Raw genomic sequence first — 16,744 nt, 5'->3', positions numbered from 1 at the left:
CACGCTAGCATGGATCGCTGTCCAGCGTGCAGAGGTGATCCGTCCTACGACTTCGCGACGACCTCGCGGATCGGCCGCGTGCCGTCCCAGCTCAAAGCCGCCTGCCTGACTTTTTCGAAGAACGGGCCCTTGGTGCCGCTGATGTCGGATATCTCGATGACGGTTCCCGGATGCGCCTGCGTGTCGAAATAGGCAAAGCGCCCCTTGTCGCCGCCGATCTGGCCCTCATGGCCGATCCTGTAGCCGAGCCCCAGTGCCTTGTCGTAAAGCGCCTGGTAGTCGTGACTCCAGTAGGACATATGCTGGAGGCCTTCGTGCCCGGCGTCGAGGAATTCCCTGTACAGCGAGGGCGCGTCGTTGCGCTGCTGGATCAGCTCGATCTGGAGATCGCCCGAGTTCGCCAGCGCGATGCTCATCTCGACGGCGGATTCCTGGCCGCGATGGCGGAACCAGTCGGTTTTGACGCGGTCCATGTAGTACCACGGGCCGACGCCCATGGTTTCGATCCAATGCTTCATCGCGGCGTGGATGTCCCGCACCACATATCCATTCTGGCGTACCACGCCGAAGATGCGGCTCATGCCCGCGCTCCTGTTTTCACCTTGTTCACTTGACCTCGATGCCTGCGTCCTTGGCAACCTGCTTCCAGGCCGCGATGTCGCGGGCGTTGATGTCGCGCTGCTCGTCACCCGGCACGAATTGCGGCGTGATGCCGAGCGCCAGCAGCTTGTCTTTCACCACGGCATCGCCGAGCGCGTCCTTCAGTGCCGCCTGCAATTTCTGTGCGATCGGCGGAGCGAGGCCAGCCGGCGCATACATCGCCCAGGACAGGCTGCGGTCGAACGACACGCCCTGTTCCTTGTAGCTGGCGACATCCGGCAGGCTCGGTGAGCGCTCGCCGCAGGCGGCCAGCGCCTTGATCGAGCCGTCCTTCACCAGCGGCGTCGCGGTCGCCACGTCGAGCGTCGCCAGCGAGATGTGGCCGCCGAGCAGGTCGCCGGCGAGCTTGGCGATGCCGTTGAACGGCACGTGTTCCATCTTGATGCCGGTCTGCTGCATCAGGATTTCCGCACAGAACTGCCCGGTCGAGCCGATGCCCCAGCTGCCGTACTGGATCGGTTGGCCCTTCTTGGCGAGCGCAATCAAATCCTTGATGTCATTGGCGGCGAAATCCTTGGTTGCCACCAGCATGATCGCGGAGACACCGACGCGCCCGAGCGTCGTAAAATCCTTGATCGAATCGTAGGGCAGCTTCGGATAGATCGCGGGAGCCAGCACATGCGTGGTCATGCCGCCGACGGTGATGGTGTAGCCGTCGTTCGGCGAGGTCGCGACCATCTGCGTGCCGAGCGTGCCGGCAGCTCCCGTGTGGTTCTCGATATAGATGCTCTGCCCGAGCGTCTTGCCCATCTTGTCCGCGAGCAGCCGGCCGACCACGTCGCCGCCGCCGCCGGCCGCGTAGGGCAGAAGCATGCGGATTTTATGCGTGGGATAGGCGGCGGGATCTTCGGCGCGCGACGGCAAGGTCGCCGACAGCAATGCGAGAAACGAAAGCGTGACCGTGCGCAGCATCATGATGGCATTCCCTAATCTTCGAAACGAAATCGGTAGGCCTCGCCGTGCCTGACAACGCGGCCTGCGGTCGGTGCCGGAAAATGGCCGGTGAGCAGATAGCTCGGTGTATCCGCGAGCTCTTCCAGCAGCGCCATCCGGGTCGCGAGCGCCGCGGCGGGATCGACGTCGGCGGCATTCGACAGCCAGGGCGCGGCGCACTGGATCGGATGGTGGATGACGTCGCCGGACATCACCGCGTGGTCGTGCCCGCCGTTGAGATGGATCTGCATGTTGCCGGCGGTGTGGCCAGGCGCCGGCGCGAAGCGCAGGGCCGCGTCGCGATCATCGAACAGGCGATGGTCGGTCTCGACAAGCTCGGCGAGGCCCGCCGCGACCACCGGCAGCACCGAATCCTCGAACGAGCCGTGGTTCACTGGGGTCTTCGGCGCAGCGTTGTGCATGGCCTCGAAGGTGCGGTACTCCTCGCGGCCCATCAGATAGCGCGCATTGAGAAAGGTCGGCACCCAGCGGCCGTCGAGGAGCCGCGTGTTCCAGCCGACGTGGTCGACGTGCAGATGCGTGCACATCACGAAGTCGACCTGTTCGGGCGTGACGCCCAGCGCCCGCATGTTTTCGAGATAAGGCTGGTTGAGGTCATTCCACGCCGGCACGCGCGGCCTTGGCTTGTGGTTGCCGCAGCAGGTGTCGACGATGGCGGTACAGCGCGGCGTGCGAACGAGATAGGAGTGGTGGCTGAGGATGAAGCGCCCGGTCTCCGGCTCGATATAGCGGTGGTCGAGCCAGCTGCGGTTCTCCGCGATCACGGCGTCAGTGACGTTGGCGAACAGCCAGCTCTTGTCGAACGCAAGCGAAGCGATCTCGCTGACGAGATCGATCCGCATGCTGCCGATCTTGACCTGCCGCATCGGTTCAGTTCTTCAGGAGATCGCCGAACGGCACCCAGCGCGTGCCGTCGAAACGAATCAGCTGAAGGCTCGTCATCGGCGTATAGTGCTCGGGCGAGTTGTTCACCGCGGTGCCGTTGATCAGCATCGGCAGCTTGACGTCCTTGAGCGTCGTCGCCTGCTTGATCACATTGGCGCGGGTGAGGTCGTTGCCGGAGGCCTTCAGCACCGTGACCAGCGTCTGCGCGATGGTGTAGCCATAGACGTTCAGCCAGTCGTTCTTGTTGGCGTCCGGCATGTACTTGTCCATGAACGCCAGCCATTCCTTGTATCCGGCATCGTCCTTGTTGGCCGGGTCGGTCGCGTCCTTCAGATACTGGCTGGAGATGACGCCGGTGGAATTGTCCTTGCCGGCCGGCTCCAGCACGCCGCTGATCGAGGCCGAGACGTTGGAGATGATGGTCGTGGGCTTCCAGCCGATCTCGCCGATCTTGCGGATCGCTTGCGCCGCGAATTTCGGCGTCGCCGCCACCAGCACCACATCGGCGCCCGCGGTCTTCAGTTGCAGGATCTGGGTGTCGACCGTCGGCGCCGAGGTCTCGTAGGCCGCGCGCACGACGATCGCCTCGCCGCTGCCGAGCCCTTCCTCCAGCGCCTTCAGATAATCCTTGCCGAGATCGTCGTTCTGGTAGAGCACGCCGATCTTCGCCTTGGCGTGGCTCGCCTTGATGTATTTGGCATAGGCGATGGCCTCGTCGCGATAGGTCGGCTGCCAGCCGACGGTCCACGGAAAATTCTTCGGGTCGTCCCACTTCGCCGCGCCCGAGCCCAGGAACAGCTGCGGCACCTTGCGGTCGTTGAGATATTTGTGCACGGCGCTGTTGGTGGGCGTGCCGACGCCGCCGAAGATCAGCAGCACCTCCTCGCTCTCGACCAGCCGCCGCGTCTGCTCCACTGTCTTCGGCGGGCTGTAGGCGTCGTCGGCGATGATCATCTGGATGCGCCGGCCGTTGACGCCGCCGTCGTCGTTCACCTTGCGAAAATAGGCTTCGGCGGATTTCGCGATCTGGGCGAAGGCCGAGACCGGCCCGCTCAGCGGCGCGGTGGTGCCGATCTTGATGGTCTTGTCGTCGGCGCCGGGATCGTACTTGCTTTGGGCAGAGGCGGTGCTGGCCGCAAGCAGCGGCAACAGGATGCAGGCCGCACCCAGGCGAAGGCGGGCAAAGCGCGCCATGACGTCATCTCCCAAAATTGCTCTCCGCCTCTCGAATGAGCGGAGTTGAAACGCGATAACCTCGCCCTTGCGGGCCGCGACCGTTGCCGCCACACTGGCAAACGAACGATCGTTCGGACGGTTGACTAGCGAACGATCGTTCGTTAGTCAAGCCGTCATGGCTGTCCACACCTCCAGCACGGCGGAAACGGCTGCGCCCACCACCCGCGAGCGCATCCTGAGCGAAGCACTCGATCTGTTCGCGCAGAGCGGCTATGGCGGCGCCTCGATGCGCGAGCTGGCGCGCCGCGTCGGCATCCGCGAGAGCAGCCTCTACAACCATTTCTCCGGCAAGGCCGCTATCTTGGAGGCGATCGTCAGCGAGCACGGCCCGGCGAGTTCGGCGAGCCGGCTGGAAGAGCCGCGCTACAAGCAGCTTGCGCGCCAGCCCGCCGCGTTCTGTCGGCAGTTTGCATTGGACCTCGTCGAGCAATGGTCCGATCCGCGCGAGCACCAGTTCCAGAAGGTGATCACCGCCGAGCGCAACCGCGTGCCCGGCATCCGCGCCAAGTTCGCCGATCATTTCTACGCGCGCGAGCAGAGCATGATGACGGACTATTTCCGCGGCTTTGCGCTCGCTGGCCTCGTCTCGACGCCCGACCCGCGCGAGACCGCGCGGCTGTTCGCCGCCGGCCTGATCTACATCCGCCTCGAACATTACGTGATGGGCGCGGCGCCGTCGCCGCGGGCCAAGGTGATCGAGGCGATCGACCGCTACCTCGCCTTCTTCCTGTCGCTGATCGCGGCGGGCAACGACGAAGCCAACAAGAAAAGAAAACCCAAGGGAGAAACGCGTGGCAAGGCTGCCCCTGATTGATCCGGAGACGACGAGCGGCGACATCCGCGCCTCGTTCGACCGCATGCCGGTCAAGCTCAACATCTTTCGCATGATGGCCCACGCCGAGGCCAACATGATCCCGGCGATGCGGCTCGGCAATTCGATCCTGCACAAGCAGAAGCTCAGCGCGGTCAACCGCGAGCTCTTGATCCTCCAGGCCGCCCAGCTCGAGGGCGGCGCCTATGAATGGCGCCAGCACGTGCCGATCGCGCTCGGTGTCGGCTGCACGCAAGGCCAGGTCGATGCGGTGGAGCGCAGCGAATACGATTCCGCAGCGCTGAGCGAGTCCGAGCGTGCGCTGCTGAAGTTCGGCCGCGAGGTCGTCGAGAACGTCCGCGTGCCCGAAGCGACCTTCGCCGCGGCGCGAAAACATTTCAGCGATCAGGAGATCGTCGAATCCATCGTCGCTCTCGGCTTCTACATGATGATGGCGCGCCTGACTGAAGCGACCGAGACCGATCTCGATCCCGCGGCCGGCATGAAGGTCTATGACGGCGGCAAGAAGTAAGGCGGCTGAGATGACGGACAGCGAGAGCAAGACGGAGCGCTACGTCCGCCCGCCCAGCGCGGAGTCGCTGGGCGAAGCGCCGGGCCGGGGGCGCATGAAGGGACGCCGCATTCTGATCGTCGGCGGTGGCCAGCGCGTGTTCGATCCCGCCACCGATCCGGTCGGCAACGGCCGCGCCATGAGCATCCTGTGTGCCCGCGAGGGCGCGAAGGTTGCGGTCGCCGATCTCAACCGCAGCTCGGCCCAGCAGACCGTCAAGCACATCACCGACGAAGGCGGCGAGGGCTTCGCCATCGCTGCCGACGTGACGAACGAAGCCGACGTCGTCCGCATGATCGAGGAAGCCCACCGCGCCATGGGCGGTCTCGACGGCATGGTGCTGAACATCGGCACCTTCGGCAAGGTTGGGCTCGACAACGTCAGCCCCGAGGAGTGGAACGGGATCTACGACGTCAACGTCCGCGGCCCCATGCTGTGCTGCCGCGCCGCGCTACCGAGATTCGATAATGGCGGTGCCATCGTCTTCATCTCGTCGATCGCCGCGCTGAAGGCGGGATCCCAGATGGCCGTGTACGATTCCTCCAAGGCCGCGCTCGGCGGCCTGATGCGCAACATCGCCCATCTCGGATCGCGCCGCGGCATCCGCGCCAACCTCGTCTATCCCGGCCTCGTCGACACCCCCAACGGCCGCGAAGCCGGCGCCGGCCGTCCCAACCGCGGCAAGGGCCACGTCCCCTTCGGCCGCCAGGCCACAGCGTGGGAGATCGCCTATGCGGTGCTGTTCTTCCTGTCGGACGAAAGTGTCTACGTCACGGCACAGACGCTGGCGGTGGATAGCGGCCTGAGCGGGATGTAAGACGCGAGAATTCGGCAGCGGGAGCGCCAGATCCGCCTCCTTGCCATCGCGACCTTCCCGCGCGATAATGCCACCCATATTAAAGCCTTAAGTTGAGGCTGCGCCGGTGGTCCGGCGATCCGTTTTGTCAGAACCATCTGTTTTCCGGAGCCCCCATGCGCGTGATTTGGGTCGACGGAGAGTCGCACAGCGTGGATGTCGAGGACGACATGCCCCTGTTGTGGGTGCTGCGCGACGAGCTTGGTTGCACCGGTCCGAAATATGGCTGCGGCATCGCGATGTGCGGCGCGTGCACGGTGCATGTCGACGACCGGCCGGTGCGGTCGTGCTCGCTCAGGATCGGCGACCTCGCGAACGAGGCCAAGGTCGTCACGATCGCTGGGCTGGGAACGCCGCATGCGCTGCATGCCGTTCAGGCGGCATGGATCGAGCATCAGGTGGCGCAATGCGGCTATTGCCAGCCGGGGCAGATCATGGCTGCCGCCGCTCTGCTGAATGCCAGGATCAAGGGCAAGCCGCTATCGTCTGACCGACAGCTCGACGATCAGATCGATCGCGTGATGTCGGCAAATCTTTGTCGCTGCGGCACCTACACCCGCATTCGCGCCGCGATCAGGACCGCAGCTCGGAAGCTGCAGGAACAACAGCCGTGAGCCGCCTCGGCATGGTCTCTCGGCGTGCCGTGCTCGTCGGGGCGGGCGCGGTCGCCGGCGGCCTCGTTGTCGGCGTTTATTTTTTCGAGCGATTTCGCGTAAATGCGCGGTTGAAGGACGGTCTGGACAAGGGGCAGCTCATGCTGACGCCCTATGTGCGGATCGGAGAGGACGGTGTCACGATCATCACGCCGCGTGCCGATCTCGGCCAGGGAGCCTATTCCGTGCAGGCGGCACTGGTCGCCGAAGAGCTGGATATCGCGTGGAGCGACATCAAGGTCGATCCGGGGGCGCCGAGCTCGGTCTACTACAACGGCAAGGTTCTCAAGGAGGGGCTTCCGATTGCGGCGACCAGCGTGCTTCTCGGTCCGGTGGCGGAGGCGATCAGCCAGGCCGGCGGCAAGTTCCTCAGTCTTCAATGGACCGGCGGCTCGTCGACGGTGGCCGATGCTTACGACCGGCTGCGCATCGCCGGTGCGACCGCGCGCGAACTGCTGCTTCGCGCGGCGGCGAAGCAGACCGGTATTGCAAGGGCTGATCTCAAGACGCGGGACGGTGCGGTCATCGCGCCGAATGGTCGCGCGCTCAGCTATGCATCGCTGGCCGGGATTGCGGCCACGCTGGAGGTGCCGGCCGACGTCAAGCTCAGGGAACGCAAGGATTGGCGTTATCTCGGCAAGTCCATGCCGCGGCTCGACATGGTCGCCAAGTGCACGGGCACCGCCACCTTCGGCATCGATATCCGCCTGCCCGGCATGGTCTACGCCACGGTCTGCACCAATCCCCATCTCGGCGGCACCCTGCGGAGCTACGACGCTTCCAGGGCTGCGAAGGCGAGGGGCGTCCTCAAGATCGTGCCAGTCAAGGGCGGTGTCGGTATCATCGCCGACAACACCTGGCGCGCCTTCCAGGCGGCGAAGCTCATCGGGTTCGATTGGGGCGAGGCGTCCTATCCAGCGAGCAGCGCGGCGATGTTCGAGGAGGTGAGGGCCTCCTTCATCCCGGAGCGCCGCGACAGTCGCTGCAAGGACGACGGCGACGTCGATGCCGCGCTCGCCGGCGCGAAGGTGATCGAGGCCGAATACTGCGTGCCCTATCTCGCCCATGCGCCGCTCGAGCCGATGAACGCAGTAGTCCAGCTCAAGGACGGTCGCCTCGACATCTGGACGGGGACGCAGGCTCCCGTGTTTCTGGTGAAGATGGCGCGAAAGCTGACCGGGCTTGCCGCCGAGGACATTCATCTTCACGCTTTGCCGAGCGGCGGCAGCTTCGGCCGGCGCCTGGAAAACGACTATGTGCGTCAGGGCGTCGAGCTCGCGATGGCCTATCAGGGCCGGCCGATCAAGATGACGTGGACGCGCGAAGAGGACATGACGCACGATTTCCCGCGTCCGCTCGCTGTCGCCCGCATGCGCGGAGCGGTGAAGGACGGAAAGCTCGACGCCTGCGACCTCGCCATCGCCGCGCCATCGGTGACGTCGTCGCAATTCGGCCGGCTGGGCCTGCACATGCCGGGACCCGACATGGCGATCGTCGCCGGTGCCTGGGATCAGCCGTTCAGGATTCCCAACTACCGGGTCACGGGCTATCGGGTGCCCGAGTTGGTGCGCGTCAGTTCCTGGCGCTCGGTCGGCGCGTCCGGCAACGCCTTCCTGCACGAATGCTGTCTCGACGAGTTGATCCAAATAGCCGGCGCCGATCCGCTCCACGAGCGGCTCCGGCTGTGCTCGCACGCTCCGTCGCGCAGGGTCCTCGACGAGGTCCGCAGGATGTCGTGCTGGGACAGCAAGCCCGGCCCTGGCCGCGCCCGGGGCCTCGCGTTTACGCTCTCGTTCGGTGTGCCCGTCGCCGAAGTGATCGAGGTCGAGAAGATCAATGATGCGATCAGGATTGCGCGTGTCTTCGTCGCGGCCGAGGTCGGGGTGGTGCTCGATCCCGATAATCTGAAAAATCAGGTCGAAGGCGCCGTGGTCTGGGCTCTCGGGCATGCGATGAACGCCGAGCTCACCTTTGCCAACGGCCGTGCGGTTCAGACCAATTATCACGAGTACGAGGGCATGCGCCTCTACCAGGCTCCAGAGATCGAGGTCGTGGCGTTGGAGACCACCGGCGAGACGGGAATCCGCGGCATCGGCGAGCCGGCTGTTCCTCCGGCCGCGCCCGCGCTTGCCAACGCCATCTTTGCCGCGACCGGAATTCGTGCGCGCCAATTGCCGCTGATCAAGACCGAGGGCATCAGGTTCGTCTGAGGGAGGGCCTCGCCGTATGATCCGCTACGCGCTCCTCATCCTGCTGATCGCCTGTCCCGCGCAGGCGGTCGCCGAGGCTCAGCCGCCCGCCCGGGATCCAGCGCCCGGCCTCGCGCTCTGGAGCAGGATCAACGAAGTCTTCTCGCATCCGCGCTGCGCCAATTGTCATGTCGGAGAGGACGGTGTGCCGATGTGGTCCGGCGCTAGTAACGGGCGGGTCGCGCGGCCCCATGGCATGAACATCGTTGCCGGCGACAGCCGCAACGGCGCAACCTATCTCGCCTGCACGGCGTGTCACACGCCGCGAAATTCGGAGATGCCGCATGGCCCGCCCGGCGCGGTGGACTGGAAGCTTCCGGCGCCTGAAAGACAATGGTTCGGCAAGTCCAGCGCCGAGATCTGCAGGCAGTTCAGGGATCCGAGGCTTCGCGGCATGGCCTCGATCGATGACGTGGTCGACCACATCCGGAATGACGGCAAGGTCAGATGGGGATGGAGTCCGGGCCCGGGCAGGGCCGCGCCACCTTATTCTGCCGATCAACTGGCCGCCTTCGTCGCGCAATGGGACAAGAGCGGCGCGCCATGTCCGGAGCAATAGCGCGTCAACGAGCTGGGCACCCGGCTGCAGCGGGATGCGAAGGCGTGAGGCCGTCCATCAAATCGGCTGGCAAATCCGCTCCATCGCACGCATGATGCGTGGGCCATATCGGCCCACATGCGCTTCCCGGACGGCTCCCACCACATGAAAACCACGCTGCTCAAATCCGAACACTACACCCGCTCGCCCTGGAAGAACGGCGGCGGCATTTTCACCGATATCGCGGATGCCCATCGTGAAGGAAGCCCGGCCAGGGACTGGGACAGCCTGCTGTGGCGCTTTGCCTCGACGCCGATCGTCGCACCCGGGCCGTTCTCCTACATGCCCGGCATCGATCGCCTGCAGATGGTCGTGGGTGGGCGCGGCCTGGTATTGAAATCGCCGACGCAGGAGTTCGACGAGCGTGAACCTTTCACGACGGTGCGCTTCACCGGCGAGATGGAGATCGTGACCGCGCTCGAGGCTGGCCCGGTCGAGGTGGTGAACCTGATGGCCCGGCGCGGTGCGGCGGAGATCGAGCTTGCCGCGCTGACGCAGCCCGGCGACCTCCCGCTTCCCGCCGGCACGCATCTGGCTTACGCGGCGCGCGGCGATTGCCGCATCCGCCTCGGCGACGAGGATTTTGCGATATCGCACGAAAATACGCTGAAGATCGATCTGGCCGAGGCGTCAAAGCTCGCGCTCGTTTCGGGCCTGGTCGTGCTGGCATCGATCCGGCTGGTCGGTTAACGACGACCAGTCGCTGCGTACAATCCGGGCAATCGGCCAGGTTGACGCCGCGTCGCCGGCGCACGATATCTGCGGCTATGACCTCCCCCGACAAAAATGCCCCCACGCTGTCCGACGGCGTCGTCGACTGGCTGACCAACGGCACCCGCGACGAGCGCTTCATCGACAACATCTTCGCCCAGATGTGCATCCGGCTGCAGCAGGCCGGCATTCCCCTGCAGCGGTCGACGTTTCACGTCCTGATCCAGCATCCGCAATGGCTGGGGGCCCGCTTCATGTGGGCCGACGGCATGCGCGAGGCGGAGATCGCCCTGGTCGATTTCGACGTACGGGAGCGCTCCGAATACATCGGCAGTCCCGCCAACGAGATCCAGGACGGCGCAGCCGAGTTGCGCGAGAACCTCGAGCGCGACGTCGCGCTCGGCCGCAAGCACGCGCTCTATGACGAGATGCGGGCGAAGGGCCTGACCGACTATGTCGCCTGGCCGCTCTACCACACCCTCGGCAAGCGTCATCTCATCACCTTCGCGACCGATCGCCCCGGCGGTTTCGACGAGGCACATATCGCTGCGCTGAAGCGCGTGCTGCCGGTGCTGGCGCTGGTCAGCGAAATCCGCATCAAGAACCGCCTGGCGCGGACGCTGCTGGAGACCTATGTCGGATCCCATGCCAGCGAGCTGATCCTGGCCGGCGCGACACGGCGCGGCACCGGCACCACGGTGCGCGCCGCGATCATGATCTGCGACTTGCGCGATTTCACCAAGATCTCCGACAACTGGCCGCGCGACGACGTCATCGATCTGCTCAACGATTATTTCGACGCGATGTCGGAGCCGATCGCGAAGCACGGCGGCGAGATCCTGAAATTCGTCGGCGACGGCCTGCTCGCGATCTTCCCGCTTCATGAGCCCGCCGCCTGTGCCAATCTGCTGCGCGCGGTGACCGAGGCGCGTCAGGCCATGGCCGCCCTGAACGAGCGCAACGGCGCGACCGGACGCGCGCCGCTCAACTACGGCATCGGCGTTCACGTCGGCGACGTCATGTACGGCAATATCGGATCATCCACGCGGCTGGACTTCACCGTGATCGGCCCCGCCGTCAACATGGCCTCCCGCCTCGAAGCGCTCACCAAGCAATTGGGACGCAACGTGCTGCTGTCACGCGCGTTCGCCGAACTGGTGGAGCGCGAGTTCGAACTGGAGCATGTCGGCAAACATGAAGTGCGCGGCTTCATCGACCCGATCGAGCTGTTCGCATTTCAGCCATAAGGGCTGTTCGCGCGCGATGTGACGGGCGCTTCGGCCGACAAAGCCTCTGACGACAACGGCTCGCCGCTGGCGACATTCGAAACGACGATATGTTGCTTTGCGGCGCGTCACGCTGTTGGACGGCGCGAGGCGCATGCCTGGCAATTTCTGATGTGTCCTTCGAACTACAGCACGTTCGGGAAAACGCGACTATGAGTCGGTCATCGCCTGAATCGAACTGCTGGGAAGTCGAAACATGAAAAAATTCCTTATTGCATTCGTTGCAACCACCGCTCTGACCTCCGCCGCATCCGCGGCAGACCTCGCGGCGCACTACACCAAGGCTCCCGTGGCCGCGCCGATCACCGACTGGACCGGCGTCTATCTCGGCGTCTCGGCCGGCGGCATGTGGGGTACGAACGAGTGGTCTTCCGACGAAACCAATCCTCTTCGGCCGGGCTCCTACGACAATTCGGGCTGGACGGCGGGCGGCCTGGTCGGCGCCAACATCCAGGTCCGCAACACGGTCATCGGCGTGGAGTTCGACGGCAACTGGGCGGACGTGACCGGTTCGAAGACGATCGGGACGCCCTACAACGGGATCGCCAACAATATTTCGTCGATCAACAACAAGATCGACTGGACGGCGCATGCGCGTGCGCGTCTCGGCTACTCGTTCGGAAACTGGCTGCCGTTCATTGCGGGTGGTGCTGCGATTGCCGGCGTTCAGGACAACCTGAACTTCATCGTGCCTCAGACTTTCAACGGCGCGATCTATCCCGGCTACAGCAACAGTGCGACGCGCGTCGGCTTCACGGTCGGCGGCGGCATCGATTTCAAGGTCACGCCGAACTGGATCGTGCGCGGTGAATATCTATACGACAATTTCGGAACCACGGCCGGCCGGTCGAGCCCGGCCACCTTCAACACGGAACAGTTCACACTCGACACGCACACGGTCCGCGCCGCGGTGATGTACAAGTTCGACTGACGCTGGCGACCCCGAATCCATCGAACGAGCCCGGTCTCCTGCGAGACCGGGCTTTCTTCGTTCACGGGACCTTGTCGATGCGGAAATGCCCGCGAACTGTCACGCCTCAAGTGAACGTGGCGAAGAAGCGGATGACGAAGAACGCTGCTGCGGCGACCGCGGCGGTGGCGCCGATCGCGAACACGACCCTCAGGCTCTCATCCATCGAATGCTGATTCCTTGAGGCGGCCCCGGACTCCGCAGGGGTGGGCTAAGAGCCGGAGCCGCCAAAGTGCCGGTTTTTGTGGGACCCGGCGTTCACCAATCTCCGGCCGATGCGCCGGTTCCTATCTGAATTGAAGGCGGCGGCCCCATCGTGGGCGCGACCAATCTGGTCCGGTGGGACCGCCGGTCGGCTTCGCGCGTGAGGAGGTCCGCTCGCCGACATCCAAGATACGTGCGGCGCGCGCCGGGATTTCCAGGTCGCCACCTTAAATTCCTGTCATGTGAATGGAACGCGCGCGGCTACGACATGCGTCGCCCAAGGTTTCAAACCATTGCCGAGAATGTTTTGCCGCTCGATGGCGCTCGTTAGGAACGAGGCGACTCGATGCGACGTTGCCCCCGCACAAATGACGTTGCCCCCGCACAGATGAAGGAGTTTCCCATGAAGAAGATCATGATCGCGGCCGCCGCCCTCGCCCTGATGTCCGGCTCTGCTTTCGCCCAGAACACCGGTCCGGCGCCGCAGTCCGACAACATGCAGAAGCCCGGCATGCACACCACCGACAAGGGCTCGAAGATGAAGGGCACCACCGGCATGAGCAATGACGGAATGTCCAGGGATGGGATGGCAAAGGGCGGCATGATGAAGCCCGACGCATCCGGCCAGGGTGGTTCCGGCCCGGGTAGCGACCAGGGCGGCACCAAAGCCGGCAACATGAAGTAACCCGGTCGACACAACGCGAGATCAAGGGCTCCGCAAATTGCGGGGCCCTTTTTGCTTGATGGCCATGCGCGTCGCTGATGCCGCGACCGAGTCGCCCGGCGCTGACATCAATGCGGTATATCAAGCATCGGAGAGGCCACGGCGATGATGTCCCAGTTTCTGCAATGGTTCTTTCGAAGCCGGACGACGGGCGAGATCACCATCGCCCAGGCGCCCAATCTCGTGCTCTGGGTCGTCATCGTGGCCGGTGCCCTGCGCTGGGTCTGGCCTTCGCCGGGCACAGTCGCCACGGCTCTGGACATCGTGTTCAGAGGCGGCCTCGTCGTCTGGGCGCTCGACGAGATCTTTCGCGGCGTCAATCCATGGCGGCGCTGTCTCGGGGCGGGCGTCCTGATCTATGAGCTCGCGACCATGCTGTGATCGATCGCCGTAAGGCGTCGTCCTACTGTTTCGATCCGGTCCAGCTTCCGATGCATCCATCGGATCGCTGGAATGTGCCGGAGCCGTTGCGGCCCGAGAACCGGCCGGACATGGTCCAGCTCAGGCTGCCGGCGGCTCCGGTTCCGGACACGGCGCCATTCGGACGGACCTGGCCTGTGCCGTATTTCCCCACCATCGTGCCGCTGGTGACGACCACCGTGTCGGTGGAGCCGTCGCAGGTCTGGCCCACGCTGGTCAGGACCCATGCGCCGTCATAATTGCCGCCGCCGCCGCCGCTCCGTCGCGGCGCGCGGCTCGGCGCATCGTCCGCGGGCCTGCTGCGCCGCGCCGGCTTCGAAGGCTCGGCGGCGCGAGGGCTCTCGCGCGAACCCGACAGCGACTTCTCGTCATTGCCGATGCTGCCGCCGGCGCTGCCCGATTGCGCACGCGCCATGTCGGGCGAGGCGATGATGGCGAGCGTGGCTGACAACAGGGCGGCTTCACAAAAATTGCGAAATGGGTTTTGCATATGGCACGGTTTTCAAATGAACTTGTCATGACGGCGGATCGTATTGCCAATGCCGGAGTGTATCACTACGCTTGACGCTGGGTAGCCCCAAGGTTGCTTTGAAGGCTGCTTTGAAGGTTGCTTTGAAGGTAGCGTCGACTGGCCGCGCGTTCATGCCGAAATTTCTCCGCATCGGAATCCATTGGTCGAACGTCTCCGGATACACGTCGAAGGCGTGGTGCGTCCGGCGCGTCGGCTCGGTGGTTCACCTGAAGTGGGGCGCCGTCGAGGTCCATGGCGCCGGCGACGGCCGCAAGGTCTGCTGGTCGCGCCTGCCGCAGGAGAAGACCATTCGCTGCGGCACCGCGCAGCGCGCCCAGGACTACACCAGGGCCGCGATCGCGCGGCGGCGCAGCCATCGCTATGAGCCGCTGACCGGGCCGATCACGAACCGGCGCCCGTCGGCCGGGCGCAGCCCCGAGCCCAAGCAGGCGCTTGCCACCATCCTGATCGTCGACATCGTCGGCTCCACCGCAAAGGCCGCCAAGCTCGGCGATGCGCGCTGGACCAAGATCATCGGCCATTATTACGCCGCCGTCCGCAAGGAGCTGAAGACCGCGCGCGGCAAGGAGGTGGTGACGACAGGCGACGGCGTGCTGGCGACGTTTAAGGCGCCCGCGGCCGGCATCGCCTGCGCGACCGCGATCCAGAAGGCGATGCGCACGCTCGGCCTCGAGATCAGGGTGGGCCTGCATGCCGGCGAATACACGATGAGCGGCGGCGAGATGGTCGGCCTCGCCTTCCACATCGGCACCCGCGTCGCCGCCAAGGCGCGCGCCGGCGAAGTGCTGGTGTCGAGCGCGGTGAAGGATCTGTTGAAGGCGCAGCCGGCGATCAGCCTGCGGGATCACGGCATGCATCAGCTCAAGGGCGTGCCGGAGCGGTGGCGGCTTTATCGGGTGGAAGGGTGAGGGGACTTCGGTTCGCCCCCGGTATCACGCACCTAACCGGCTGCTGGAATTTGCGCCACGAGCGAGCGAACGGTTTCGAGACAGGTTTCCTTCTCGCGCTCCCATCCAGGCTGGATGTCCAGTTCGGCAAGGTCGGATTTGAGGTAGTCGACACGAATGCCGGCGACGCGGCGAACGAGGTCGTCCTTCCTGGAAGCGATCTTGCCCAGGTTTGCGGTGAGAGAGTCACCGGCGATCTTCATGATGACTGCGATGTCGAAGATGTCGCGAGGCTTCAGCATCGTCGCTCGATGGTACATCTTCTTGAGGGCGATCTCTGCTGGTGGCTCCACCTTGATCGTCGGCGTCCACCCCGCTCGAACTGAGGTCAGGTCGATCTCCTTCTCGGCAGGATCGAGGTCCGAGATTGCGCCGCTGACGATGAAATCAATCTCGCCCTCGGGATATCTGAGTTTGAGGTAATGGGCCGCCTTGTCCCAATCTTCGCAGTTCCATACGTCCGTAGTCTCCGGCGACAAGAAGCCGAGATATTGGGGATCGTCGATGAACGCATCGATGTCCCGGCTAAATCGATGGTTGGCGTAAAGCATCAGGGCGGTGCCACCACCCAGTACCCAGTCAGGCACCGGCTGGCCCAGTTGCTCCAGGCTTGAGAGCCCATCGAGCGTTCGGCCAAGTAGGCTAAGCCAGCCGCTCAAGCGCGCGCTCCAATGCAGGGTTGGTTTCGCCGGTGGCCGACTTCATCGATCGATAGGCGGCGGTCAGATCCCGCGTGGAAATGGCGTGACGCCGGGCGAACTGCAAGACGAGTTCAGGTCGTACTTCCGTGAAGAATGTGACGACATGCGCGATCCAGTTTTGCCAATCTCTCGATGCGATGCGAGCAACGAGATCAGTCGAACTGATCGTCCGGCGATAAGGAGCGTTGGTTGTGCCAAGAACGATTTGATCCACGTTCTTCGGTGCGGAGCCGCGGTTGGAGGCGCTTCCGGCGCTCTTCGATGTCTTCGCCGGGCCTGCGCCATCGCGAGGTGCGACGTTTTCGGCATCCTCCACGAGCGCCTTGAGCGCGGCTTGCCGGGCGTCCATCTGCGACTTCAGCGCCAATACATCCCTGAGCTTCGTGCGGCGATGCTTGCCGACATACCGGAATGGCAAGTCGTGCGAGTCCATCCGCTGCACGACCAGCGGTCGGGAGATGCCGAGTATGTCTGCCGCATCGTTCGGACTGAGTTCCTGATCCTCTGCGAGAACAGCGACGCGCTCTCCCTGGAGAAGACGGCCGAGCGCCGTTTCGATCAGCGCCGCAGCTTTCGGCGGCAACCTGACGACCTGATCTTCACCCGACTTGCGGCGGATCCGGACCTCGACATGATCGCCCTTGCCAGGCTTGGCGAAGTCCTTCGCCGCCTTGCGGTCCCGGTCCGAGAGCTCGACGAATTGCAGCACATGGGTGGTCATGGCGCAGGCCCTTTTCAGGGTTCGAATATAGGGGTTAACCTATCTAACTGCAATA

At 64.6% G+C, this 16,744-nt stretch carries 19 protein-coding genes; 12 read left to right on the top strand and 7 right to left on the bottom strand.

From position 1 onward, the window contains the following. Positions 1 to 44: 44 nt before the first annotated feature. Genes FNV92_RS28715 through FNV92_RS28700 form a run of 4 tightly spaced genes read right to left on the bottom strand, consistent with a single transcriptional unit; the run spans position 45 to position 3,693 of the window. Positions 45 to 581, bottom strand: a complete 537-nt coding sequence (locus FNV92_RS28715; protein WP_143843583.1) for a VOC family protein — start codon at positions 579 to 581, stop codon at positions 45 to 47. A gap of 25 nt (positions 582 to 606) precedes the next feature. Further along, entirely contained in the window at positions 607 to 1,575 is a 969-nt protein-coding gene (locus tag FNV92_RS28710) for a Bug family tripartite tricarboxylate transporter substrate binding protein (protein WP_168213519.1), read from the bottom strand. Between the two features lie 11 nt (positions 1,576 to 1,586). Beyond that, a complete protein-coding gene (locus tag FNV92_RS28705; RefSeq protein WP_143843584.1) occupies positions 1,587 to 2,480 on the bottom strand; it encodes an MBL fold metallo-hydrolase in 894 nt (297 codons plus the stop codon). Between the two features lie 4 nt (positions 2,481 to 2,484). Continuing rightward, positions 2,485 to 3,693, bottom strand: a complete 1,209-nt coding sequence (locus tag FNV92_RS28700; protein ID WP_143843585.1) for an ABC transporter substrate-binding protein — start codon at positions 3,691 to 3,693, stop codon at positions 2,485 to 2,487. Positions 3,694 to 3,850: 157 nt separating this feature from the next. Between FNV92_RS28700 and FNV92_RS28695 the strand changes: the two genes are divergently transcribed. The 11 genes from FNV92_RS28695 (at position 3,851) to FNV92_RS28645 (ending at position 13,749) form a co-directional block, all read left to right on the top strand. Continuing rightward, positions 3,851 to 4,549, top strand: a complete 699-nt coding sequence (locus FNV92_RS28695; RefSeq protein WP_143843586.1) for a TetR/AcrR family transcriptional regulator — start codon at positions 3,851 to 3,853, stop codon at positions 4,547 to 4,549. After that, complete coding sequence (locus tag FNV92_RS28690; protein WP_143843587.1) at positions 4,527 to 5,078, top strand: carboxymuconolactone decarboxylase family protein; 552 nt, start codon at positions 4,527 to 4,529, stop codon at positions 5,076 to 5,078. The genes FNV92_RS28695 and FNV92_RS28690 overlap by 23 nt, the downstream gene beginning before the upstream one ends. A 10-nt stretch (positions 5,079 to 5,088) precedes the next feature. Continuing rightward, positions 5,089 to 5,934 (top strand): SDR family NAD(P)-dependent oxidoreductase, encoded by an 846-nt coding sequence (locus FNV92_RS28685; protein ID WP_168213520.1) that lies wholly within the window; start codon positions 5,089 to 5,091, stop codon positions 5,932 to 5,934. A gap of 155 nt (positions 5,935 to 6,089) precedes the next feature. After that, positions 6,090 to 6,587, top strand: coding sequence for a (2Fe-2S)-binding protein (locus tag FNV92_RS28680; RefSeq protein ID WP_143843589.1), 498 nt, complete (start codon positions 6,090 to 6,092; stop codon positions 6,585 to 6,587). Beyond that, complete coding sequence (locus FNV92_RS28675; protein ID WP_143843590.1) at positions 6,584 to 8,836, top strand: xanthine dehydrogenase family protein molybdopterin-binding subunit; 2,253 nt, start codon at positions 6,584 to 6,586, stop codon at positions 8,834 to 8,836. Before FNV92_RS28680 ends, FNV92_RS28675 begins: the two co-directional genes overlap by 4 nt. 16 nt (positions 8,837 to 8,852) lie before the next feature. Then, on the top strand, positions 8,853 to 9,434 hold the full coding sequence (locus FNV92_RS28670; protein ID WP_143843591.1) for a hypothetical protein: 582 nt from the start codon (positions 8,853 to 8,855) through the stop codon (positions 9,432 to 9,434). Between the two features lie 144 nt (positions 9,435 to 9,578). Then, complete coding sequence (locus FNV92_RS28665; protein ID WP_168213521.1) at positions 9,579 to 10,163, top strand: HutD/Ves family protein; 585 nt, start codon at positions 9,579 to 9,581, stop codon at positions 10,161 to 10,163. Between the two features lie 77 nt (positions 10,164 to 10,240). Next, positions 10,241 to 11,431 (top strand): adenylate/guanylate cyclase domain-containing protein, encoded by a 1,191-nt coding sequence (locus FNV92_RS28660; RefSeq protein WP_143843593.1) that lies wholly within the window; start codon positions 10,241 to 10,243, stop codon positions 11,429 to 11,431. Between the two features lie 235 nt (positions 11,432 to 11,666). Beyond that, positions 11,667 to 12,401: an outer membrane protein gene (locus tag FNV92_RS28655; RefSeq protein WP_143843594.1), complete on the top strand. Its 735-nt coding sequence runs from the start codon at positions 11,667 to 11,669 to the stop codon at positions 12,399 to 12,401. A 646-nt stretch (positions 12,402 to 13,047) separates the two neighbouring features. Beyond that, positions 13,048 to 13,329 carry a hypothetical protein gene (locus FNV92_RS28650; RefSeq protein WP_143843595.1) on the top strand — a complete coding sequence of 94 codons (282 nt, stop codon included), beginning with the start codon at positions 13,048 to 13,050 and terminating at the stop codon, positions 13,327 to 13,329. Positions 13,330 to 13,476: 147 nt separating this feature from the next. Next, positions 13,477 to 13,749 carry a hypothetical protein gene (locus FNV92_RS28645; protein ID WP_143846183.1) on the top strand — a complete coding sequence of 91 codons (273 nt, stop codon included), beginning with the start codon at positions 13,477 to 13,479 and terminating at the stop codon, positions 13,747 to 13,749. Positions 13,750 to 13,771: 22 nt separating this feature from the next. On the opposite strand, the gene FNV92_RS28640 is transcribed toward FNV92_RS28645, so the two are convergent. Then, positions 13,772 to 14,278 (bottom strand): hypothetical protein, encoded by a 507-nt coding sequence (locus tag FNV92_RS28640; protein ID WP_143843596.1) that lies wholly within the window; start codon positions 14,276 to 14,278, stop codon positions 13,772 to 13,774. A 152-nt stretch (positions 14,279 to 14,430) separates the two neighbouring features. Between FNV92_RS28640 and FNV92_RS28635 the strand changes: the two genes are divergently transcribed. Then, complete coding sequence (locus tag FNV92_RS28635; protein WP_143843597.1) at positions 14,431 to 15,228, top strand: adenylate/guanylate cyclase domain-containing protein; 798 nt, start codon at positions 14,431 to 14,433, stop codon at positions 15,226 to 15,228. 32 nt (positions 15,229 to 15,260) lie between these two features. Here the strand turns inward: FNV92_RS28635 and FNV92_RS28630 are convergent, their stop codons facing one another. Continuing rightward, positions 15,261 to 15,926, bottom strand: coding sequence for a nucleotidyl transferase AbiEii/AbiGii toxin family protein (locus FNV92_RS28630; RefSeq protein WP_143843598.1), 666 nt, complete (start codon positions 15,924 to 15,926; stop codon positions 15,261 to 15,263). Continuing rightward, positions 15,910 to 16,689, bottom strand: a complete 780-nt coding sequence (locus FNV92_RS28625; protein WP_244623612.1) for a helix-turn-helix domain-containing protein — start codon at positions 16,687 to 16,689, stop codon at positions 15,910 to 15,912. Before FNV92_RS28625 ends, FNV92_RS28630 begins: the two co-directional genes overlap by 17 nt. Positions 16,690 to 16,744: the final 55 nt, after the last annotated feature.

Source organism: Bradyrhizobium cosmicum, from assembly GCF_007290395.2.
Taxonomy (GTDB): domain Bacteria; phylum Pseudomonadota; class Alphaproteobacteria; order Rhizobiales; family Xanthobacteraceae; genus Bradyrhizobium; species Bradyrhizobium cosmicum.
This window is presented reverse-complemented; position numbering and strand designations above follow the sequence as displayed.